Source organism: Mucilaginibacter pocheonensis (genome assembly GCF_031456535.1).
Lineage (GTDB): Bacteria > Bacteroidota > Bacteroidia > Sphingobacteriales > Sphingobacteriaceae > Mucilaginibacter > Mucilaginibacter pocheonensis.
Genome location: NZ_JAVDUU010000001.1, coordinates 376,021 through 399,697, shown reverse-complemented (window position 1 = coordinate 399,697; position 23,677 = coordinate 376,021). Strand labels below are relative to the sequence as shown.

At 42.3% G+C, this 23,677-nt stretch carries 21 protein-coding genes; 7 read left to right on the top strand and 14 right to left on the bottom strand.

Annotated elements, in window-relative coordinates:
* Positions 1-14: 14 nt before the first annotated feature.
* The 5 genes from J2W55_RS01700 to rpsT form a co-directional block, all read right to left on the bottom strand.
* Positions 15-305: a hypothetical protein gene (locus J2W55_RS01700; RefSeq protein ID WP_310091240.1), complete on the bottom strand. Its 291-nt coding sequence runs from the start codon at positions 303-305 to the stop codon at positions 15-17.
* A 112-nt stretch (positions 306-417) separates the two neighbouring features.
* Positions 418-2,817 carry a phenylalanine--tRNA ligase subunit beta gene (pheT, locus tag J2W55_RS01695; protein ID WP_310091238.1) on the bottom strand — a complete coding sequence of 800 codons (2,400 nt, stop codon included), beginning with the start codon at positions 2,815-2,817 and terminating at the stop codon, positions 418-420.
* A 78-nt stretch (positions 2,818-2,895) separates the two neighbouring features.
* A complete protein-coding gene (locus tag J2W55_RS01690) occupies positions 2,896-3,543 on the bottom strand; it encodes an SGNH/GDSL hydrolase family protein (RefSeq protein WP_310091236.1) in 648 nt (215 codons plus the stop codon).
* 104 nt (positions 3,544-3,647) lie between these two features.
* Positions 3,648-4,346 carry a RadC family protein gene (gene radC, locus J2W55_RS01685; protein ID WP_310091233.1) on the bottom strand — a complete coding sequence of 233 codons (699 nt, stop codon included), beginning with the start codon at positions 4,344-4,346 and terminating at the stop codon, positions 3,648-3,650.
* A gap of 85 nt (positions 4,347-4,431) precedes the next feature.
* Positions 4,432-4,686, bottom strand: a complete 255-nt coding sequence (gene rpsT, locus J2W55_RS01680; protein ID WP_090642860.1) for a 30S ribosomal protein S20 — start codon at positions 4,684-4,686, stop codon at positions 4,432-4,434.
* A 225-nt stretch (positions 4,687-4,911) separates the two neighbouring features.
* On the opposite strand from rpsT, the gene J2W55_RS01675 reads away from it, so the two are divergent.
* Both J2W55_RS01675 and J2W55_RS01670 read left to right on the top strand, forming a co-directional pair.
* A complete protein-coding gene (locus J2W55_RS01675) occupies positions 4,912-5,703 on the top strand; it encodes a class I SAM-dependent methyltransferase (protein ID WP_310091230.1) in 792 nt (263 codons plus the stop codon).
* Positions 5,704-5,804: 101 nt separating this feature from the next.
* A complete protein-coding gene (locus J2W55_RS01670) occupies positions 5,805-6,725 on the top strand; it encodes a zinc dependent phospholipase C family protein (protein WP_310091228.1) in 921 nt (306 codons plus the stop codon).
* 105 nt (positions 6,726-6,830) lie between these two features.
* On the opposite strand, the gene J2W55_RS01665 is transcribed toward J2W55_RS01670, so the two are convergent.
* The 5 genes from J2W55_RS01665 to gldG form a co-directional block, all read right to left on the bottom strand.
* Positions 6,831-7,487: a DedA family protein gene (locus J2W55_RS01665; RefSeq protein WP_310091226.1), complete on the bottom strand. Its 657-nt coding sequence runs from the start codon at positions 7,485-7,487 to the stop codon at positions 6,831-6,833.
* Between the two features lie 45 nt (positions 7,488-7,532).
* Positions 7,533-8,285 (bottom strand): DUF4397 domain-containing protein, encoded by a 753-nt coding sequence (locus J2W55_RS01660; protein WP_310091224.1) that lies wholly within the window; start codon positions 8,283-8,285, stop codon positions 7,533-7,535.
* Between the two features lie 7 nt (positions 8,286-8,292).
* The gene (locus tag J2W55_RS01655) at positions 8,293-8,988 is read right to left on the bottom strand and encodes a DUF4397 domain-containing protein (RefSeq protein ID WP_310091222.1); all 696 of its coding nucleotides are present in this window, start codon (positions 8,986-8,988) and stop codon (positions 8,293-8,295) included.
* Positions 8,989-9,101: 113 nt separating this feature from the next.
* Complete coding sequence (dnaN, locus tag J2W55_RS01650) at positions 9,102-10,226, bottom strand: DNA polymerase III subunit beta (RefSeq protein ID WP_310091219.1); 1,125 nt, start codon at positions 10,224-10,226, stop codon at positions 9,102-9,104.
* 143 nt (positions 10,227-10,369) lie between these two features.
* Positions 10,370-12,766 (bottom strand): gliding motility-associated ABC transporter substrate-binding protein GldG, encoded by a 2,397-nt coding sequence (gene gldG / locus J2W55_RS01645; RefSeq protein ID WP_310091217.1) that lies wholly within the window; start codon positions 12,764-12,766, stop codon positions 10,370-10,372.
* Between the two features lie 344 nt (positions 12,767-13,110).
* Between gldG and J2W55_RS01640 the strand changes: the two genes are divergently transcribed.
* The 3 genes from J2W55_RS01640 to J2W55_RS01630 are packed head-to-tail and all read left to right on the top strand — an operon-like array spanning position 13,111 to position 15,320.
* A complete protein-coding gene (locus J2W55_RS01640) occupies positions 13,111-13,950 on the top strand; it encodes a hypothetical protein (protein WP_310091216.1) in 840 nt (279 codons plus the stop codon).
* On the top strand, positions 13,947-14,930 hold the full coding sequence (locus tag J2W55_RS01635) for a hypothetical protein (protein WP_310091214.1): 984 nt from the start codon (positions 13,947-13,949) through the stop codon (positions 14,928-14,930). The genes J2W55_RS01640 and J2W55_RS01635 overlap by 4 nt, the downstream gene beginning before the upstream one ends.
* Before the next feature lie 12 nt (positions 14,931-14,942).
* A complete protein-coding gene (locus J2W55_RS01630; protein WP_310091212.1) occupies positions 14,943-15,320 on the top strand; it encodes a hypothetical protein in 378 nt (125 codons plus the stop codon).
* A gap of 79 nt (positions 15,321-15,399) precedes the next feature.
* On the opposite strand, the gene J2W55_RS01625 is transcribed toward J2W55_RS01630, so the two are convergent.
* Together J2W55_RS01625 and J2W55_RS01620 are read right to left on the bottom strand one after the other, a co-directional pair.
* On the bottom strand, positions 15,400-15,921 hold the full coding sequence (locus J2W55_RS01625; protein ID WP_310091210.1) for an outer membrane beta-barrel protein: 522 nt from the start codon (positions 15,919-15,921) through the stop codon (positions 15,400-15,402).
* 254 nt (positions 15,922-16,175) lie between these two features.
* Positions 16,176-16,883: an ATP-binding cassette domain-containing protein gene (locus J2W55_RS01620; protein WP_310091208.1), complete on the bottom strand. Its 708-nt coding sequence runs from the start codon at positions 16,881-16,883 to the stop codon at positions 16,176-16,178.
* Between the two features lie 237 nt (positions 16,884-17,120).
* Here J2W55_RS01620 and J2W55_RS01615 point away from each other — a divergent pair, with 237 nt between their 5' ends.
* Positions 17,121-18,350: an acyltransferase family protein gene (locus tag J2W55_RS01615; RefSeq protein WP_310091206.1), complete on the top strand. Its 1,230-nt coding sequence runs from the start codon at positions 17,121-17,123 to the stop codon at positions 18,348-18,350.
* Positions 18,351-18,478: 128 nt separating this feature from the next.
* On the opposite strand, the gene J2W55_RS01610 is transcribed toward J2W55_RS01615, so the two are convergent.
* Positions 18,479-19,144: an FAD-binding oxidoreductase gene (locus tag J2W55_RS01610; RefSeq protein ID WP_310091204.1), complete on the bottom strand. Its 666-nt coding sequence runs from the start codon at positions 19,142-19,144 to the stop codon at positions 18,479-18,481.
* A 143-nt stretch (positions 19,145-19,287) separates the two neighbouring features.
* Positions 19,288-21,912 carry a T9SS type B sorting domain-containing protein gene (locus J2W55_RS01605; protein ID WP_310091202.1) on the bottom strand — a complete coding sequence of 875 codons (2,625 nt, stop codon included), beginning with the start codon at positions 21,910-21,912 and terminating at the stop codon, positions 19,288-19,290.
* A 189-nt stretch (positions 21,913-22,101) separates the two neighbouring features.
* Here J2W55_RS01605 and J2W55_RS01600 point away from each other — a divergent pair, with 189 nt between their 5' ends.
* A complete protein-coding gene (locus J2W55_RS01600) occupies positions 22,102-23,583 on the top strand; it encodes a glycine--tRNA ligase (protein ID WP_310091201.1) in 1,482 nt (493 codons plus the stop codon).
* Positions 23,584-23,677: the final 94 nt, after the last annotated feature.

Here is a 23,677-nt window from a genome sequence, read left to right as displayed (position 1 = left end):
TTTCACTTTTTGTATTATTTCTTTAATAATACAATACACTTATCTATTTCCTGCACAAAGTCGTTAATTTTTTGCTTTATGTCAAGACTTTTTTCATTTGTTTCTGAAAACGACTTGGCAAGTTTCAATACACGAAGCTTTTCTTCAAGCTCTTTTGTCTTTGCTTTGCTTGCATCAAGGGCAACCGTTAGGGCCTCACTTTCCAGTTTTAACAGATCATTTTCCTCCTGTAAGGCAGCACAAAGCTCAATTAACCGCTCGGTTTTATCTACAATCTTATTTAATTGTTCTGCTACAGAAGGCATTTTTAATTAATTATTGAATAACTGAATTATTGATTTACTGAATATCGTTAAAACCTAAATCTATTTTCTAACCGTTAATTCTAATCTAAAATTCGGGAATCTTAAATCAAAACTATTTTCTGATCTCGGCCCCTGCTTCTTTACCTAAGTTATAAATTAATTTTTGCATAACGGAATCAATGGCTTTATCGGTTAGGGTTTTTTCAATATCCTGTATGATAAAGCTCAACGCGTATGATTTTTTTCCCGCAGGCAGTTTATCACCTTCATACACGTCAAATACACTAACTTCCTTCAGCAGCTTACGTTCTGTTCTTTGGGCTATTTGTTTTAACTGGCCAAACGAAACGCTTTTATCAATCAGCATTGACAGGTCGCGCCTTACCGCCGGGAACTTGGAAACCTCTTCAAAAACGATCTTGTTTTTGCGTACTGCAAACAATACCAGGTCGAAATTAAAATCGGCGTAAAACACCTCCTTATCCACATCGGCCTTTTTTAAGGCCGTTGCAGCCACCGGGCCAAATTTAACCAACTGTTTGCCGTTAAGCATATATTGCAGGCCAAATGCCAGTTTTTTGCAGGTAGCATCCTCTGCAACATGCGTGGTGATGTTCAGCCGCTGCAAAATACCGTCAACAATAGCTTTCAGGTTATAAAATGTTACCGGTTTAGCCTTCTGGTTCCATTGCTCGGCAGTGCTTGCACCAGTCAGGAATATCGAAAAACGTTGTACCTCGCTGTATTTCTCATCCGCTACGCTGTAAACCTTACCAAATTCATAAAATTTAAGATCGGCCGCGCGGCGGTTCTGGTTATAGGCAATGGCTTCCAGTCCCGAATAAAGCAAGGTTTGGCGCATCACATCCAGATCGCTGCTTAACGGGTTCAGGATTTTCACGGCAGTATCCAGATTATCAGAATAAGCCGATTTGGTTAACGAGTTTGCCAGGATCTCATTAAAGCCATTGGCAGTAAGCATATCTGACAACTGGTTTTGAACAGTATCCTTTTCGGGCCTTTGCGAGTTATTGAGCGATGCCCTAATCTGGGTTGGTATCTCAATGTTATTATAACCATAAATACGCAATATCTCCTCAACCACATCAACCTCGCGGGTTACGTCAACACGATATGGAGGCACCTGCAGCGAAAGGGTTTCGCCGGTTTCATTAACAATCTTAATATCCAATGCCTTAATAATACCTTTGATCTCGTCGTGCGGGATAGCTTTGCCTATCAGCCTGTCGATATTTTTATAGCTTACATCAAAGGCGAAAGGTTCAACAGGCACTGGATAGTGGTCAAAAATTTGAGATGATACCTCGCCACCGGCAACCTGTTGTATCAGTAGTGCAGCACGCTTTAAGGCAAAAATCGTCATATCAGGGTCGGTACCGCGCTCAAACCTGAACGACGCGTCGGTTTTAAGGCCGTGTCTTTTAGCTGTTTTACGAACCGATACCGCGTTAAAATACGCGCTCTCTAAAAAGATGCTTTTGGTTGATGCTTTAACACCCGAGGTAACGCCGCCAAAAACCCCTGCAATACACATCGGTTCTTCGGCATTGCCTATCATGAGATCGTTAGCTGATAACTTGCGGTCAACCTCGTCCAGCGTCCTGAAAACCGTTCCTTCCGGATAGTTTTTAACCAGTACCTTATTACCTTTTATTTCATCGGCGTCAAAGGCATGCAACGGCTGCCCCAATTCATGCAGCACATAGTTGGTTACGTCAACAATGTTGTTGATAGAACGGATACCAATTACGGCCAGCCTTTCCTTTAACCACTGCGGCGACTCCTTTACTTCGATACCGCTGATAGTTAAACCCGAATAGCGTGGGCTTGCCTGCTCGTTCTCAACAATAACCTCAACTGTTTTACTGGTGTTTGCAATTTTGAACGCGCTAACATCCGGCCGGGTAATACCGATCTTTAAAAACGCGGCAATATCACGCGCGGTACCCAAGTGCGAAGCGGCATCGGCCCTGTTAGGGGTTAAGCCTATCTCGTACATATAGTCGTCGTTCAGCTTAAAATAGTCTTTGGCTAAAACGCCCACTGGGGCGCTGGCATCAAGCACCATGATACCATCGTGACTGGTGCCTAATCCTATCTCATCCTCAGCGCAGATCATCCCTTCGGATGCTTCACCACGTATTTTTGATTTTTTGATTGTAAATGGCTCACCTGAAACAGGGTATACGGTGGTGCCTACAGTAGCCACTACCACCTTTTGCCCCGCAGCCACATTAGCAGCGCCGCAAACGATCTGCAGATCCTCAGGGCCTCCTACGTCAACTTTAGTTACATGCAGGTGATCTGAGTTGGCGTGGTCGGTACATTCTTTAACATAGCCAATTACCAGGCCTTCCAGCCCACCAGGAACAGCTTGTACCTTTTCCAGGCTCTCCACTTCCAAACCGGTGCCGGTTAAGATAATTGAAATTTCCTGCGGAGTTTTATCTGTATCAATAAATTCTTTAAGCCAGTTATACGATATCTTCATTATTCAGAAATGATAATCGGCAAAGATATAAAGATTTCGGAAGTCGGATTTGGGATTTGGGATTTATTTAGTTACAAGTTAATTAATGAGCAGCCCTATTTTCCCATTTATCTTTTCTGCTACCCACTTATTGCCACCAGAATTTAAATGAAGATCATCATTTCTGAGACTAACCGGAGGCACATCATCGTTAAAGTTTTTTAAATCGGCATCACTTTGTGGGTTATATTGCGATACGAGGTATGGCCGTATATCAATAAAATGCTCACCATAAATAATTGCCAGATCGGCATTTAGCTTAGTTATCGTATTGTAACCTGTTTCCCCTTTCCGTTCGCTTAATTTGTCGCCATTTAAAATACCAAGTATTAAATAATGGGTATGCCCTAATTTGCTAACCATGTCACTAATATCGGCCTTTACTTGTTCGGGTCTTTTGTAGTTGTTTCTGCCAGCCCATATAATAACAGGATATTTATAAAGATCCTTAGCATCCGCCATCCGGGCGGATATCTCCGTGCTGGTTTGGCCGTTTACCCCTTCGTTAACTATCCGAGCCGATGATAGCTGCTGCAAAATCCCTGGATAGGTAGATTTTACCTCGCCTTGTCCTTTTGTTAAGCTATCGCCCCAGGCAATAATTTTAGGTTTAGGATCATCAATCATTTTAGAACAGCCCAGTAACACCAAAAATGTGCAAAGCAGCACGTAAACAAATGATTTCATCGATTTAAATAAACCAGCTTATTGTTGTAATATTCCCTTTAGTTGACCAACTAAATATAAAATATATCTTTCTGAAAACAAAGCAATATACCTGAGATCAAGAATTAAATAATCCCCTCATCGCCAAAGCTATAATAGCCCAGATCAGTAATAATTAAATGATCAAGCACATTGATCTCCAGCATACGGCCGGCGGCGCTTATTTTCCTGGTGAGGTCAACATCCTGATGACTGGGTTTAAGATTGCCCGACGGATGGTTGTGCACCAGGATAATGCCGCTTGCCTGCTGTTGCAGCGCCATATAAAAAATGATCTTTGGGTCGGCCACGGTGGCCGACAGACCGCCTTTGCTTACCAGTTCTTTACTTAGCACTTTTTGCGAACGGCCAACCAGTATGATCCAAAACTCCTCATGATTAAGGTCCATCAGGTGGCGGCGCATAATGTTATAGGCATCACGGCTGCTGGTAATGTATTCAATAGCTTTTACCTCGGTATCATTACGGCGGCGACCAATTTCAAGGGCCGCTATGATAGATATGGCCTTGGCCTCCCCTATCCCTCTGAATTTGGAGAGCTCACTGATAGAGGCCTTGCCCAGCTTGTTCAGGTCATTTTCATAATGGTGCAGTATGCGCTTGCTCAGTTCAACGGCCGTTTCGCTACGGCTTCCCGAGCCTATCAATATGGCTATCAATTCGGCATCGGTTAATGCCCTGCGGCCCTGGATACTCAGTTTTTCACGCGGGCGGTCCTCTTCGGCCCATGATTTTATACTGATCTTGTCTTTGTAATTTTCCACGGTATTAAAGATACAAAAAGGGCAAACAAAAAAAGGGATCATGCCTGCGCACAATCCCTTCTTATTTATCTTGTATAGCTAAATATTAGCTTAAACCATTAACAAATTTAGTAAGCTTTGATTTATTGTTCGAAGCTTTATTTTTGTGAATAACGTTCTTTTTAGCCAAACGGTCTAACATTGAGATCACTTTACCTAACAATGCAGCAGCATCAGCTTTGGTAGTAGTGTTTCTTAATTTTTTAATAGCGTTCCTGGTTGTTTTAGCCTGGTACCTGTTACGCAGACGCTTCGCAGCGTTTGACCTGATTCTTTTTAAAGACGATTTATGATTTGCCATTGTATAGCTTTGTTATTCTTTTCTATTTATTTTAAGGACTGCAAATATAGGTTGATAAATTTAATTATGCAAGTAGTTTTTCACTAAAGTTTTAAATTGCTTTAAACCCCTTTTATTGAATAGCGATCAGCCGGATGCACCGGCCAAATTAATGATATGTTTTGTGTTAAAACAATCAATTTTTAAATGAAAATGAGCAATTTTACTTCATAAAACGCATTAAAAATGCACGTTTTTAACACATTTTTGCTCATAAAAGTAATGGACAGCACAAAAAGATTCAACAACCGGGTAGAAGATTATGTAAAATACAGGCCGCACTACCCCGCCCAAATTATTGACTTTTTGCAGAATAATTTTGACCTCACAACCAACAAACTGCTGGCCGATGTTGGAGCAGGTACCGGCATATCAACCGAACTTTTCCTGAAGGCAGGTTACCGGGTTATTGCTGTTGAACCCAATGCCGAAATGCGGGAAAAGGCCATAGCGTTACTCAGCCATTACCCTGCCTTTACCGCTACCGATGGCACAGCTGAAAATACCGGGCTGGAAACCAGCAACATTGACGCTATTATTGCCGGGCAAGCCTTTCATTGGTTTAATGCCAGAGATACCAGGACAGAATTTAATAGAATATTAAAACCCGGAGGCATAGTCGCGCTGATATGGAACGAAAGAAAAACCACTTCGACTTTTGAAAAGGAATATGATCAGTTGATAATTAAACATGCCATAGACTATGTAAAAGTTGATCACCGGAATATTGATTCCGCACATATCGGGGCATTTTTTGATCCGGAACCGTTTGATTTAAAGACATTTGAAAACAAGCAGGTGTTTGACTTTGAAGGACTGGCAGGCCGCCTGCTTTCCTCATCATATATGCCGGCTAAAGATCAACCCGGGTATGGGCCTATGATCAAAGACCTGGAGATACTTTTTGGCCGGTATCAGGAGCATAACATGATCACCATTAATTATGATACCAAGGTTTACGTTGGCAGGTTGAAGTAAGTATTAATAAGTTAAGGTCATCAAAAATCTCAAAACTTAAAGCCATATTTACCTTTATGAAGGGGCGTATTATTTTCACCTTGGCGGGCTTTTGTTTAATTATGCTATGCTCATCGTGGGGTTTCTTTGCACATTACCGCATTAACCGGCTGGCTGTGTTTACATTACCCAAAGCAATGGCCGGTTTTTATAAAAGCAATATTGATTTTATAACCCGCCACGCTGTTAGTGCCGATAAACGCCGATACGTTGATTCCACAGAGATACCCAGGCACTTTTTTGACGCTGATCATTATGGTAAAAAACCTTTTGCGGCAATGCCCCAAAAGTGGAAGGATGCCGCAGCCAAATATTCGGCCGATACATTAGACAAATATGGCACGCTGCCCTGGACCATCCAATACCAATACTACAAACTGGTAAGGGCATTTAAGGCGCATGACACTACAACCATACTCACAGCATCAGCCAACCTGGGCCATTACGTTGCCGACGCGCATGTGCCCCTGCATCTTAGCGTAAATTATGACGGGCAACTTACCGGTCAAACCGGCATACATGCCTTGTGGGAAAGCCGTATACCTGAATTGTTCGGCAATCGCTATAATTACTTTGTTGGGAAGGCCCGGTATATTGAAAACCCTTTGAACGAGGCTTTTAAAATTTGCAGGGCCTCATTCAAAAGTGTCGATACGGTTTTGCGGTTTGAACGCGCCCTCGATAAAACCTTTCCGGCCGATAAAAAGTACAGTACCATTGTACGCAATAAAAGGAAGATCAGCGATTATTCGGTTGCGTATAGTAATGCCTATCAAAAAATGCTGAAAAGAATGGTTGAGCGGCAACTGCGGGCTTCGATCCTCTCGGTTGGAAGTTTTTGGTACTCGGCCTGGGTAGATGCCGGACAACCCGATCTGGATAAATTAACAGAACGGCAGATGAGTCCCGATGAAAAGAAAAATTTACAACGGGAGGAGGCTTTATACAAAACAGGAAAGTGCACCTACGGAGCAACCCCATAAATAGCTCAGCCGCCGCTTTAAATTTGAGTATTTATAATACGTTATGCTTACTCATTGAAATAACACGATTGGTGCATTTCTCGATCGCTAAAGGCGTATGTGATATTACTTAACCTCTGCTTTTTTGGTTCTTTTGCCTTTAATGGCCGCGTAAATAGGCGGAACAATAGATACCAGTATAATGGCCATTACCACCAGTGTGAAATTTTGTTTTATAATGGGGATGTTCCCGAAAAAGAACCCGATAAACAAAAAGCTAAGCACCCAGGCGGCCCCACCTGCAATATTATATAGGCTATAGCGTAAAAATGGCATACGCCCTACGCCCGCTACAAAAGGAGCAATTGTTCTGATAATTGGTAAAAACCGGCTGAATATAACCGCCTTGCCACCATGCTTATCAAAAAAAGCCTTGGTGCTCAGGTAGTACTCTAATTTTAATATCTTATTATTTTCTTTAAAAACTTTAGGTCCTAAATAACTGCCCAGCAAATAGTTAACGGTATTGCCTGTAAAAGCGGCTATTACCAGTATTATGGCAATCAAGGTAATATCAAGCCCGGTTTGTCCGGTAGCTATGAGGGCGCCTGCAGCAAATAACAACGAATCGCCGGGTAAAAACGGAGTTACAACAAAACCGGTTTCGGCAAAAATTATAGCAAACAGTATAAGATAGGTCCAACCCTGGTAATCTCTTGTTATCTGACTCAGATGAACATCAATATGCAATATAAAATCGATAATGGTCTTAATTATTTCCACAGCTTTTAATTTTGGCCAAAAATAGGAATATAAAAATAATAGCCGCTATTGTGTGGCTTTAAGAAGTAAATTATTGGTAAGCACCCCTGCCCCAAAAGCAACCGTATCTGTACGGCCCACAATACCCTGGGTATAAATAGTGTAAGCGCGGCCGTCCTGTATGGTGATATTTGGAAGCGTATATTCAACTACTGCAGGCGTTTTGTGCATGCTTATGGTAAAATTATAATTGCCAACCGGCAATTCAATATACTTGGATATTTTATTAAAAGCCTGATTACCGAAAGCGAGGGTGCCATTCGCGCTTAAATCAAGATTGGGCGATGACGGCGATGTATGTGCAAACCGTATTTTGCCGTGCCCGTTGCTCGGCAGCTTTACCGTATCAAGTGATAAAATAGAATGATTTATACTGGCCGAGGTATCGGTGCCAAATCGGTAACCGGTAATAAACAAGGTATATTTAGCATTGGGTTTTAATGTACTGTCAATTGTAAGTATGTTTTGAGGCGAAGCTGTAACTGTACGTAACTGCATAGGCGGTTGTAATGTGGACAGGAAAAAATAACCGGAGTTGGAAGGGTAAGCATAGGTACTGGCATTTTCCCTAATAAAATTAAGATATAAATACAAAGGTTGAACGTCCGGACTTAGGTTCACGATCTGCAATTGGGTATTTAATCCCGAAGCATTGGCATTTGCCCCTTTGCCGCACGATGATATAAACGGAAGCAACAAAATAGCCACGGTGACCATAAATAATGAAACCAGTAAGCCGCTTTTATTTTTAGTAGTCATTATTGTTTTATTGATTAACTATTAAGCCGGTACCAAGCCCCTGGTTGCCCGCCGAGCTTGTTTCCCCGTAACTATAAACAGTATAAATATTGCCATGGTTAAGGGTTATGGTGTCTCGCCTGGGGTTTAATGGCGACGATGCCCTGTAAACACTCAGATAACGTATGCCTGCTGTAATGGTTATAAAATCGGTTGTGGTTTTATAACTTACGTCTTTGAATTTTACAGTATCCAAAATTACATTATTTGCACCGGTACCTTCAAAGGCAACTACCAGCGGGCCCGCGTCAGGCGATGCATTAACAAACCGGAGTTTTGCCCAACCGTTGGTATCAGCCTTAAGTACATCGGTGGTATAAAATGCGTTTTCGGCGGTTTTTCCGCTTATATATAAGGAGTATATTTTAGTACTGTCGAGCGTAAGGGGTAACGTAAATAAAGGGTCACTTGTACCGTCTATTTTCACCTGGTAATTCTGAAGGCCGGCCTTTACTGTTAAATAACCAAGCGTTCCGCCTGGCAAATAGCTCCCTGTATTATTGAGCCGGGTGCCATTCTGGTAAAAATTTATGGTATTGTTTGATGCGTTAACCACATTAAGATCGGTAGTTAGCGTAACATCCGGCGCGTCATTATTTTTTTTGCAGGATAATAAACCGGCTACAATGCCAATAAAAAATAAAACTTTAACCCTGGTGTTCATATATAATTATAAGCTATATAACTGCCTGCTGTAATTTTTGTTATCCCGCCGAACAAAAAAGTCCGGTTTTTTAAAGCCGGACTTAGTTTTGGATTTATAATTTAAGTTTACACTTAAGCATAGCTATTGAGCATTACCGGCATAACCAGCATCAGCACATCTTCATTTTCATCACCACCCTGCGGCAACAATAACCCGGCACGGTTAGGTGTCGACATCTCCAAAGACACTTCTTCGCAATTTAAATTCTTCAGCATTTCTATTAAAAAACGCGCGTTGAAGCCAATTTCCATGTCATCGCCTTCGTACTGGCAGCTTAAACGCTCATGGGCCTCATTGGCAAAATCAATATCTTCTGATGATATGTTCAATTCGCTGCCATTTATTTTAAGCCTTACCTGGTGGGTGGTTTTGTTGGCGTAAATAGCAACACGGTTCAAGGAGCCCAGAAAGGTAAGCCGGTCAATACTTAATTTATTGGGATTAGTTTGTGGTATAACCGCTTCATAGTCGGGATAACGTTCATCAATTAAGCGGCAAACCAGGTTAATATTGCCAAATTTAAAGAATGCGCTGGTAGAGTTATATTCTACCGATACGTTCACATCGTCAGTTGGTAATGATGATTTAAGCAGCGTTAGCGCTTTTTTGGGCAATATGAATGATGTAGCGCTTTCCGCTTTGGCATCTTTACGGCGGTAGCGTACCAGTTTGTGCGCGTCAGTAGCAACAAATGTAAGGTGCTGCGGGCTTAACTGGCAATAAACACCGGTCATGGCCGGGCGCAACTCATCATTACTTACCGCAAAAATGGTTTTGTTTATGGCTTCGGCTAAAACCGAGGCTGGTAAATTTACTGACGACGCGTTTTCAACAACCGGTATTTTTGGGAAATCTTCACCATTTTCGCCGCTCAGTTTATACTTTCCGTCGCCCGCGTTAATTTCAATAGCAAATGTGTTATCATCTACAGCAAAAGCTACAGGCTGCTCCGGTAACGATTTTAAGGTTTCAAGCAATATACGCGATGGTATGGCAATACGTCCGTTCTCTTTAGCCTCAACAGCTAATGAAGTAGTCATACTGGTTTGCAGGTCGGTTGCAGAAATGGTTAAGTTTCCATCCTTTATCTCGAACAAAAAGTTTTCCAGTATAGGCAATACGGTACTGTTGCTTAAAGCGCCGCTTACTGCCTGCAATTGTTTGAGTAATGTTGATGTAGAAACAATAAATCTCATATGGGTGTATTTAACAATCAAAAATATAAAATTAAGCCTCACCTAAATCCTCTCCAAAGGAAAGGACTTTAACTCCTTACTTTTTGAACCCTTTCCTCCGGAGAGGGCGGGGTGAGGCTAAATGGTTATCAAAAATATAAAATTTAATGGGCATACTTTCGCTTACGAATATAATGTTGAAAAATAGCACATATTAACACTAATAATAACGGCCCGGCGGTATTTACCAGCTGCCAGTACATTTTTTCGTTGCGGATGCGTGCTCGGTTAAGCAGGCGTATCTTTATCTCTTTGGTACGCAAGGCAATCAGGCCTGAGTCGTCGGTCATGTAATCGGCAATATTAAGCAAAAGGTTCTTATTGCCGTAGGTTTGCCGCGTGTAATGGTCATAACCCAACGGATAGGGAGAGCCATCGCTCCCCACCTGGTTTTTCAGGATATCGCCATCACTGATCACGATCATTTTAGTAGGTACACTTTCGGGTTGTATGGCAACCCGTTCCTGTAAGCCCTCCGGCAGCGGCCTGTTGCGCCAGTCGGAAATAAATTTACCTTCCAGCAATACGCCAACAGTTTTGGGTATGCTTTGAAAATCCTTTGGATCTGGCTCCTGTTCAAGTGCTTGTAACGACAGGATATGCGGGGCGCTCATCTTTTTATTATAGGGTGATGAGGTAAGCAATACCGTTTTTTTAATATCGCGGGTATCCAGCAGATCAATTGTACTGGCAAATTCGCTGCTGATGCCATCCAGATTTTTCACTACCGGATGTTTGGACATGGGAATAAACACCGGATAAAACAGCCAGGGCAGCATTTGTATTTGCGCCTGCCCGCCCACATTGCCGGTACTTACCGGTATTTGCGAGCAGTTCATATCGGCTATCAAATCATAATTGATGCGAATGCCGTATCTAAAAAGTTGGTCGTCCAGGTTCAGCTGCTTGGCAAAGGCCAGTTGTTCGCCGCCGTGCCCGCGCAGGCTGTCCAGTTCGGCATTTACCTGGTCAATGGTCCACAGCACGCGGCCGCCATGCATAATATACTGGTCGAGCTTAAATTTTTCAAGCTCCGTGAACTTTTTATCCGGTTTGGGGATCACCAGCAGTTTTATTTTTTGCAAGCCGGCAGTAGGAATGGTTGCCAGATCTACCCTGCCAACCTCATAGCCATCCGAAAGGGATTTCATGGCATCGTTCAATTGCAGGTCGGTTAATTCGTTATGCCCTTCGGTAAAACCAATTTGCGGTTTGCCCCCACTGGTTGCCTTTTTAATAGCCGATGCAAAAGCGTATTCCAGGTTTTCGATGGAGTTGTTGAGCACTTCATCGGGCGAGAGGCCTACCCTGCTCAGTAATAGTTTCACTGCTATCTCCCTGCCGTTTGCCAATACAAGCGCGACCGGGAATATCAACTTTTGCGATACCCCATCATCTGTTTTTACACTCAGGTTGGTAGGTTCAACACCTTTCGCTTCCAGGTTCTGTATTACCTGGTTTTGCTGGTCGCCTGCAAGGTTTTTTAACGGATCAACAAATTCAAACTGCAATTTACCGTGGCTATAAGCCTGCAAATCGCTTAACATATCGCGTGTAGCACCTTGCAACCGCTTAAACCCACCGGGCAGGCTGCCGCCCTGTAAATAAACCGTAACCCTTACAGGCTGCTGCAGGTTGTTCATGATCTGCCTGCTTATTGATGATATGGTATATCGTTTTTCGGTAGTAAAATCAAAGCGGGTAAAAGCGATATTAGAAACCAGCGCGATGACCACCAAACCGACTGCATATCCCATCATGGCAGCAGTAAGCAGTTTCTTTTTACGCTGACGGATAATGACGAACAAAGTAAGCCATATGAACAACCCTGTTATAACAATAAAATAAGCCAGGTCGCGGGTATCCAGCACACCGCGGCTTACCGACTCATAGTGCTCGGTTATCCCCAGGTTTTGTAAGCCCAGATCCTGGAGTGATAACAGCTGGCTTAAAGAATCAAACCCACTGTAAAAAAAGAAACAAAGGAATACTGCTATGGTAAAGGCAATGATCTGATTTTTGGTAACGGATGAAGCAAAAAGACCTATGGCAACAAACGCCGCGCCCAACAAAAACAAGCCGATGTATGAACCTATGACCGCCCCGGTATCAATATTGCCTTGTGGCGTGCCCAGCGTACTTACCGAGTAATAGTAAACCAAAGTTGGCAGCAAGGCAAAAAGCACCAACAACACACCTGCAAAGTATTTACCAAGTACTATTTGCCAGTCGGTAAGGGGACGGGTAAACAGGAGTTCAAAGGTACCTTCTTTGCGTTCTTCGGCCAACGCGCGCATGGTGATAGCCGGTATCAGGAACATGAACAGATAGGGTGCCGTACTGAACAGGCTTTCCAGGCCTGCATAGCCATAATCTAAAATGCTCGAATCAGGAAATACCCACAAAAACAGTCCCAGCACTAATAAAAACACGCCGATGGTAACATAGGCCACCAGCGAACTTAAGTAGGAGGTAATTTCTTTTTTAAGGATGCTAAGCACTTTTGGATTGGATGTTAAGCGCCGAAATTACAATATTATTGTACTAAAGCAAAGGGGATAATGCTTTTAAACCTTACATAAGCAAACATGCCGACAGCGCCTTATCAATTGGGTAACCGGGATCATTTAAACCGCTAATGGGTAATACCAAAATGCCGGTTTACCAACTTTTTAAGTTAGCTGACAGCGGCCAGTTACTTTTTTTGATCAAAAGATTGCTTATGACTAATTATTTATTAAATTTATAAGAAAATTATTTTCTCAAATACAATATACTGTTATATAAGTGTTTATATTTGATATACATGTCCGTGCCGACCTTCAGTTAACTCAAATTTAAAAAGTTGAAAGCCCCGAATTCAATCCTTTGGATAATAGTTTCCTTTGCCGGGTTCCTGCTGTTCGTGGTTTTCTTTTACGTTTTAATTATTGCCGGGAAAGATATAACCATATCGCCGCCCGTATACTTTTTTTTAATTGTAATTATAGCCCTGGCCGCTACTGCAATTTTGGCCGGTGCCATGAGGTCCGTAGCGCGATATAATCAAACATCGCCCTCAAAATCACTTTATGTTTCGGGTCCGGCCGTAATTTTCTTTATCATCATATATCTGGGGTACGTGTACAGGCCAACGCCCGATGCTGATCCTGCCAACCTTACCATTTTATTTAGGGAAGCCGGAAAAAGCAAAAAAGTTGTTACCGGCGGTACCGTAAACATAACCATTGGCGAATACAATGAAACCAGGCAGATTGATAATAACGGCAAGGCCTTGTTTACAGCAATAAGCGCAAACCATAAAGGGCAGGTCATTGAAGATATGACCGTTGACGTACAGGGTTATTCGGCGGTTGTTGACAGCACTTACCGGCTCAATAAAACGGGCAGCAATACCAATGTTACGGTCTATTTAAAGAAAGATGCCTATTTCACTAAAATAAGAGGAAGGGTAACGAGGCTAAACAAATCCGGAAACACCAGGGAGGGCATACCCCAATTGAGCATCCAGATAGAAACCCTTGACTCGTTGGTCACAACCGATTCAACAGGAGGTTTTTCGGCTGTTGTACCGGTAAAGCCGGGAACCGAGGTTAGGTTTATTGTACTGGATAAAAACAAGGAAATTTATAACTCTTTAAGATTTGTTACGGATGACCAATTTTTAAACATCGGAATAAAATGAAACTTCGCCTGCTCATTTTGGTTATGCTGAATTTGGTCTTTTTTGAGGCCGGCGCACAATTAATAACCTATAAGCTCAGGTTCAGGAACAGCGATAAAACCCCGGTAATAAACACCAGCTTCCTGGTAGCCGACCAACGCCTTGACACCGACCCCCAGGGCATCATCCTGCTGAAACTGCCTCAAAACGTTACACAAGTAAACGTAAGGTCGGCCGATCTTAAATCATATATTATCAATAACAATTTAACCGAAACCATTAGTTTGCCAAAAGACCCCGGCATTACTATTGATGTTTATGTATCAAAACCAACGCCTGACCAGCTGAAGCTCCTGGAGGGCAAGATTGATAAATCACAATCGGCCTTAAGGGCATACATTCAAAAAAACATACAGGAAACAAAAGCGGGCTATGATAAAATTTTAGCCCTCATAAACTCCAGCAATTTTAATGATACTACCATTATGCGCGGCCAGCTTGAATTTTATCCGCTCATTTCATCAACCTTACTCAACTATCTTAACGAAGCAAGAAACTTCAATGACGCGTTTTTAGCTTTAAGCTCGGCGTTAAATACCAAACCGGCATACAACCAGCTGAGCGATGCCATTTACCGCTATAACGACATATTTGATCTGCTCAATAAAAATAAAAGCACCTATGAACAGGCAATAGCAACCTATTGGAAAAGCCAGGAGCTGGCCCTAAAATATAGTAACGTGATAGATTACGCCATTGAGGATTTTCATAAAATTTACATTTTAGAAATTAACTACACCTATATCAACCGGATATATGCGGCAGTGAATGAAACCAATAAAAAGAAGAGAGCCCGTTTGCAGCAGGATTTAGCAAAGGACATGCAGGAACTATCGGCGGCCATGTCGCGCAAGCTTACCGGACTTGGAGAGAGGATAACGAGTATAAACTCAAGGTTATATGATAATGACCGTAAAAGCAATGATGTCACTAATAATTAAATCTCAAAGCATATGAAAACTAAAAAATTATTAAGCGGATTGTTCCTGCTGTTGATGTTATTTTCATGCTCAGATAGTAATGATCCAAATCCCGTTAATGATGTGTTTATTCCGAACTTATCAAACCAGTGGGCAAGCAACAGAAACTCAAACTTTTTCTTCTTAGCAGAAACGGAGGGGGTCAACAAATCGAACTTTACAGGCAACGAACAAGACCAGGATGGTAACGTAGCCCAGCTAACCGGCAATTTTGAGAACTATAATGTACAGTTCACCTTTGATGTAAGTAAAGTAACCTATAGCGGCAAATTTATCAAAGGATCAAAACCCTTAAGGATGGAATTAAAGGGCTCCGATGGAAAAAATCTGGTAATTACAAGGCAGGAATAAGCATTTCACATTTTTGTAAAAACAAAAAGCCCGGGGACAACTATTCCCGGGCTGCTTTATTATTTTTAATAGTTAATTATTAGAACCTGTAAGCTAAGCGCAGACCAACCTGACTGATAGTACCGTTTTTTGACCATCCTTCATAACGAACACCTGCCTCAAAGCCGCCATCAAAAGTATAACCGATACCTGGCGAGTAAGCAAACGCTGTACCGCTGCCGCTACTTGTGCCAAATGCCGCACCTAACTGGCCTTCGGCAAAGAAACCATTTTCGATGTAATATTTAATACCCGCTTTTACAGGAATAAACCCTTCACCAGACTTATCAATACCTAAAGCTTTAAGATCATCCTTAATTTCGCTTTTGTATGGAAAATAGTTATACCCTGCAGAAATAGTAAACCAGGTACTTGGTGCAATAGGAAGTTCATATTTAAGAGAACCTCCAAATATTGCAGACGAATTGTTTTTAGCATCACCTAAGGGCAAGCCAGCTTCAACACCGATACTGAATTTGCCGCTATCCTCAGATTTAGTTTGTGCAAAGCTTGTAAATGCGGTGCCGCCTAAAATGGCCAGGGCTAATAGAATTTTTTTCATAATTTTTAGATTGTAGTGATTATTTAATACAGCGCTGCAATGGATGCTTAACTGCGGTTTAAGTTTAATAGACGCATATTGTTGCAAAACGTTACAAATATTTGAAAATATTTGTAAACAATAAATAACAGAACGACCGTCTTTTTATGATATACATTAGGAATAAGCGCCAGGAATGACCTCACGGCCAAAAGAAGCATATATCTATGATACTGTTAAAGCATATTCCCTACAGTATTATAATATGAAAAATGCTAATTACTGGTAAGAGATATAAATATTTGTTCGAGTGTGCTGTTAATATTTTTATTGCGCAAACCCTGCAAGGTATCATCAGCCACAATTTTGCCCTGGTTAATGATGATCACGTTATTGCACACTGCTTCAACCTCCTGCATAATATGGGTTGACAGGATAATGGTTTTTGTTTTACCAAGCTCTAATATCAGCTGCCGGATGCCGATCAGTTGGTTAGGGTCAAGGCCAGAGGTTGGTTCATCAAGGATCAGCACATCAGGGTTATGCAATATGGCCTGGGCAAGTCCTACCCTTTGGCGGTAGCCTTTTGATAACTGTCCTATCTTTTTATGCTGCTCGGGGCCAAGGCCTGTTTGTTCAATAATGGTGGCTATCCGTTTTTCGGGCTCATGTATTTTATGAATGCCTGCAATAAACCCAAGCGACTCTTTTACATACATATCTAAATAAAGCGGGTTGCTTTCGGGCAGATAGCCTATATGGCGCCTCACATCAAGCGGATTGGCTATTACATCAAATCCGCAAACCGACGCCGTACCCGCCGTTTGAGGAATAAAGCAGGTGAGTATTTTCATAGTGGTAGATTTTCCAGCGCCATTAGGCCCAAGGAACCCCAGCACACCGGGCCCGGCACTAAAGCTGATGCCATCAACCGCCTTTTGCTGACCGTAAAGTTTTGTTAATGCCTGTACCCGGATACTCATGCGGTAAAAATAGATTTTAGATGTGAGATTTGGGATAAGAAAATATCCTAAGGTTCAAAACTAATTCAACCATACTACATTACAAGTAAAAAATACTATTTTAAAGGCGTTTTTCATCTGTTAAAAAGCTGGATCGTTGAATGCCTTCAAGATATCGGCCCGGTCATTTATAATTGAGACTAATGTCCGGTCGACGGTCATTATTTTAAAGCCGTGTTACTTCATAAAATTTTAAACATGGAAAAAGATACCATTGCATCGCCTATATCAGAAGCAGCCGTGAATCCCAAAATGCCTGCCGCCAGAATTGCCTCGGTGGATGTTTACCGGGGCTTTGTTATGCTGCTGATGATGGCAGAAATATTGTCTTTCCAGCGTGTAGCAACAGCGCTTCCTAACAGCAAAATATGGCAAGTTTTAGCCTTTAATCAGTCGCATGTGTCCTGGACGTCGCTGAGCCTCCACGACATGATTCAGCCCTCTTTTACATTTTTGGTTGGTGTGGTACTTCCGTTTTCCATCGCTGCCAGAAAAAATAAGGGCGCCACCTTCGGTACGCTCCTGGGCCATACCCTGCGCCGGTCGATAATACTGATTTTCCTCGGCTTCTTTTTAAGGTCATTGGGTGCAAATAGTACTGTTTTTACTTTTGAAGACACCCTTACGCAGATTGGTATGGGCTATACCTTTCTGGTGATGATAGGATTTTGCCGGCCAAAAGTGCAGCTTAGCATATTGGTGATCATTTTGGTAGGATACTGGTTGGCATTTGCCCTTTATCCCCTGCCTAAAGCTGGCTTTGATTATGCAACAACAGGCGTAGCCCCAAACTGGGAACATAACCTGCACGGGTTTGCAGCTCATTGGAATAAAAATACAAACCTGGCCTGGGCAGCAGACAGGTGGTTCCTGAATTTATTTCCGCGCGCAACGCCCTTCCTGTTTAATGAGGGTGGTTACTCTACCCTGAGCTTTATACCCACCTTAGGTACCATGATATTGGGACTTTTGGCAGGTGAGGTTTTGAAAAATACCCAAACAGCAAAAGAAAAATTGAAATACTTTATCATTGCCGCGGTAATCCTGATGGTATTGGGATTAGTGTTACAATTAACCAATATCAACCCCATTGTAAAAAGGATCTGGACACCCGCGTGGGTGATTTTTAGCGGCGGAATATGTTTTAGCTTTTTGGCTTTCTTTTATTGGCTGGTTGACCTGAAACATTACAAAAAGCCGTTTTTCTTCCTCACAGTAATCGGCACCAATTCTATCGCTGCCTATGTCATGTCAGACGGAGGTTTAAGGCAATACATCAGTGATAACCTGCATGTGCATCTGGGACAGCATTATGATCAGTTATTTGGAATGGCTTACGCCACTATTGTCAACGGAACCCTCACTTTGTTCTTCATGTGGCTCATTCTTTACTGGATGTATAAGCGAAAAATATTTATCAGGGTGTAGATAAATATTTTGAAAACCTTACCGTAGCCTGGAGCAGTTGTTAGCCCCACCTATCGCGGGGATGATTTTCGATACATACATTATTGATAAAATTCAGACGGTTTCAATAATACAAGTTATGAAAGGTTTTACTTTTCAAAAATAACAGCATCGGCATTTGCGCCCAGTCTGGTTAAAGTTTCAGTTATTTCTGCAACCATGGGGTCCGGACCGCAAACATAAAAGTGCTTACTGAAGTCACTTACTTCGGCTTTCAAAAAATCTTCGTTAATACGTCGCTGGTCATGCACACTGTCTTTTTGATCGCTTATAATGAAATGAGCATTTTCGCCCAGCATACTTTTCAGCTCGTCGGCCAAAATAATGTCCTGATCTGTTTTATTAGAGAAAAACAATGTATTACCTGCCAGGGCATCTTCGCGGTTAAGATGTCTAAAAATGGCTATAAAAGGTGTAATGCCTGCACCGCCTGCAATAAAATAGCCCGGCCCTTTGTATTCAATAGCGCCCCAGGGTTCCCTTAAAATCAGTTCATCCCCTACCTTTAGTTCGCCCAAGTGATTGGTAACACCTTTATGGTCGGGATATATTTTTATAGTAAACTGCAGGTAATGATCATCAGTAAGGCTGGTAAAGGTAAAGGGGTTCTTTTTATCTTCCCACTCCTTTTCATTGATAGATAGCTCCGTTGCCTGCCCCGGTGTGAATGTAAAACCATCGGGCTTTTCAATAATAAATTGTTTTACGTTATGGGTAACGTTATGAATATCTAATATTCTGACAATCTGTTCCATGGCTAAGGCGATTAATTTGGTTTTATAATAATAAAATTATCAGGTATTTGGTTTTGAAATAATAACAACCTTAAGTATTAAGTTAAGCTTAATTTTTTAATAATGCTATAAGACCACATATCGGTTTTACCGAAAGCTGCCAATTATCTTATTATGGTAACAGGTCCTGATAATCTCGGGCTTCCATTCTTAGGGTCAATAATGTAATAATAAGTGCCCATTGGCAAGGGTTTACCAGCCGCATCCCCATTCCAGGGCTGCTGATAACCAACCGATCTGTAAACAATTGCGCCGTAACGGTTATAGATATTTATCGTGCAATTTGTATTAGTTAGTAAAGCGGCTATTTCCCAGGTATCATTATAGCCATCGGCATTTGGCGTAAAAGTATTTGGAACGATGATTTTTTCGGGGATCGTTATCGCAACTGTGATGGTATTTGAAAACACCGACGGATTTATAATACAGGCACCACCGGCAATCATGTTACAGGTTACCACATCGCCATTTAATAAAGTTCTGGTAGTAAAATTGGGGCTGTTGGTGCCGGCATTTTGCCCGTTAACCAGCCATTGATAAACTGGGTTATCCTGCAGGTTGGCTGATAGGTTTGCCTTAAAGGTAATAGGTGTACCTATTAACACCGCCCCACTGGCCGATGAAGTGATGGTTAATGCAAGTGTAACGTAGGGGTCGGATTTTAAGGTAGCAGGGTTGGATAGGGCCGAGACGACCGGAATACACCCGTCATTATTGGTTACCATACAAGTAATAACATCACCTGTTTTTAGGGAACTGCTGATATAGGTATCACTATTATTGCCACTGCTTTGACCATTCAAAAACCATTGGTAAGTTGGGTGAGCCCCTGCGTTAATCGCTTTTGCTTCATAGCTAACGCTTAAACCCTCGCAACTGGAGTAAAAATCAGGCGTTATACTTACTGAGGGGGTAACCAAAGCAGTTACTGTTAAAGGTTGCGATTGCGGCAAAGCGGCATTGTATAGGTTATTACCGCTTTGCGAAACTGTAATAATGGTATTGCCCGACCCAACAATATGCACTTTTCCGGTTGTCGAAACGGTAGCAACAGCAGTGTTGCTGCTAAAATAGGTGAGTGGAATAGTTGAGTTTGAGGTGCTGGCTCCGGTTTGGAAATCAGCATCGCAGGTGCTTTTAACAGCAAAGGGCGGAAAAGTGATCACCTGGTCTTGCATAATGGTAAAAATCCTGGCTACCGGTGTGGCATCGGTATAGTTTTCATTGCCATTTTGGTGAGCTGTAATTGTGGTTACACCCGGTGCTATGACATGGATATTCCCATCGGCACCTATATAAGCAACTTCCGGGTTACTGCTGGTGTAAGTAATGGGGGTTTCCTTATTAGTGCTGGTAGCATCCGGATGTAAAATATTATCAGCATCAATATTACCAACTGTTTGCGGCGGGAAAGTTATAATGGATGGTTGTTTTACTATATCAAATATAACCGCTATATTAACTATGGCACTGCCGCTGCCATTGCCATTATAAGCGGTTATTGTGTAATCTATCGGAGGTGATAAAATCGCAGGGGTACCTGTAATTGCACCCGTTTTTTGGTCAAAAGTTAAGCCTGCGGGTAAAGCTTTATCAATGGCATAACCCGATGTATTTATTTTTCTTATAGCATAGTTGTGAGTATCAGCAATAAATAAAGAACCTTCTTTGTCAATACCAATACCGTAAGGGTCTCTAAAGCTGGCATTGGTACTAATACCATCCTCAAATCCGATATTGCCGTTACCGGCAAACGTAGTTACTTGACCATCAGGAGTAATTTTTCTGATACGTTGATTGAGTATAGCATCGCAAACATATATGTTGCCAGCCTTGTCTATTGCTAACGCTGAGGGTGCGCTAAAAGCCGCACTGGTTCCGGATCCGTCTACATAGTCAGCCGCGCCGCTGCCTGCAAAAGTACTTACAACTCCGGCCGGTGTGATCTTTTTTATCTTATTAACCGCTCCGTCACAAACAAACATGTTTCCGACCGCATCAATAACTACATCGTATGCTGACACAAAAGCGCCATTGCCCGTTACCGTGGTGACCACACCAGCAGGAGTAATTTTTCTGATGCAATTATTATGAAAATCACAAGCATATATATTTCCCGCATCATCCAATGTAATTCCGCGGATCTCGGTAAACCTTGCAGCGGTCCCTGTTTCGTCCAAAAAGCCAGGATAGTTACTGCCGGCTAATGTACTTACAATCCCTGAAGGGGTAATTTTTCGGATAGCATAGGTATCAGCAGCATATATGTTGCCAGCCTTGTCTATAGCCAATGAAAATATACCTTCTGAAAACCTTGCATCAGCACCTGTACCGTCTTCAAATCCTACGGTCTCACTTCCCACAAAAGGCTCTACGGTACCAAATGGGGTGATTTTTCTGATCATACTAAAATCTACAACATAAATATTTCCGGAAGCATCAATTGCCACATCAAGTGGTTGTTTGAATGTAGCTGTTTGTGCAGGGCCGTTAGCTGAGCCTGAAATGCCGGTATTGCCTGCAATGGTGCTTACCTGTCCGTAAATAGTTGCTGGCACCGCACCGCCGGTATTAGTAGGTGCTAATGAGGTTATTGGTGTATTGATGATGTATCTATGAGGGGTTGTATATTTAATAACGGGTGCCTGCGCAAATAAGTTTCCGGTAAAAAAGTTTATAGAAACAAGCAGCAACGCTGTGACGCGTAAAATAGAAAGCCGCGGATGCATTGTTGTTCTGATCAGAAATATGATAAGGTGAAAATTCAGCGAAAAATAAGCTTTTTTACTGAATTTTTTTATTAAAAACCCATGTTTTAATGGGCTATAATTCAAATCCAAATAATCAAATAAGGTTTATTATCAGCTTTTTCCTTTCCATTTTCTGCTTTCTGCCTAAATTGTATCTTTGCAGCTATTATGAGCAAATCAACCGACGAACTTTTTAAAAATGTTATATCACACGCCAAAGAATATGGCTTTGTTTTTCCTTCAAGTGAAATATATGATGGTTTAAGCGCTGTTTATGATTACGGGCAATTTGGCGCCGAATTAAAGAACAACATTAAAACCTACTGGTGGAAAGCCATGGTGCAAATGAATGATAACATTGTCGGCATTGATTCGGCCATATTTATGCACCCTAAAATATGGAAGGCCAGCGGGCACGTTGATGGTTTCAGCGACCCGATGATCGACAATAAAGATTCAAAAAAACGCTACCGTGCCGATCAATTGCTGGAAGACAAAATTGAGCGTTATGATAAGGATGGCAAAACCGATAAAGCCGAACAGTTACAACATGACATGGACGAGGCCCTTAAAAACGAGGATCTGCCGCGCCTGAAAGAACTCATTATTGAGCATGAAATTGCTTGCCCGGTAAGCGGCACCCGCAATTGGACCGATGTACGCCAGTTTAACCTGATGTTTAGCACGCAGATGGGGGCCGTAGCTGATGATGCCGACCAGATTTACCTTCGCCCGGAAACGGCACAGGGCATATTTGTAAACTACCTGAACGTGCAAAAATCGGGCAGGATGAAGATCCCTTTTGGTATTGCCCAAATAGGTAAAGCTTTTCGTAACGAGGTTATTGCCCGCCAGTTCATTATCCGCATGCGCGAGTTTGAGCAAATGGAAATGCAGTTCTTTGTTCGCCCCGGCACACAAAAGGAATGGTTTAACCAATGGAAAGAAACCCGCCTTAAATGGCATCTGGCCCTGGGCACACCTGCCGAAAAATATCGCTATCATGAGCACGTAAAACTGGCCCACTATGCCGATGCCGCTTTTGATATTGAATTTGAATTTCCGTTTGGCTTTAAAGAAGTGGAGGGCATACACAGCCGCACCGATTTTGATTTAAGCCAACATGAAAAATTCTCGGGCAAAAAGCTGCAATATTTTGACCCTGAAGTTAACCCTGAAACGGGCAAACCTTTTGGCAATTATGTACCTTATGTAATTGAAACCTCGATAGGTTTAGACAGGATGTTCCTGCTTACCATGATCAACGCTTATGAGGAAGAAGACCTGAGCACCGACGAAAAACAGGACAGCCGCACCGTGCTGCACCTGCACCCCTGCCTGGCCCCTGTTAAAGCCGCTATTTTCCCGCTTACCAAAAAAGACGGTCTGCCCGAAAAAGCGCGCGAGATCATGGATAAATTGAAGGTTGATTTCAACATCCAATATGAAGAAAAAGATGCTATTGGGAAACGCTACCGCCGCCAGGATGCCATTGGTACGCCGTTTTGTATCACTGTTGATCATCAGACACTGGAAGACAATACTGTTACCATTCGCCACCGCGACAGCATGGAGCAGGAACGGGTACCGGCCGATCAGCTGGATAAGATCATCGGCGACCTGGTTAGCTGGAGGAATCTGTTGAGTTAACCAGTCAAAATTTTTAGCTTAAAACAAAAAAGGCCTGCTGAATCAGCAGGCCTTTTTTGTTGCATTCACCTTATGCGGGCTAGCCTGCCTGAAC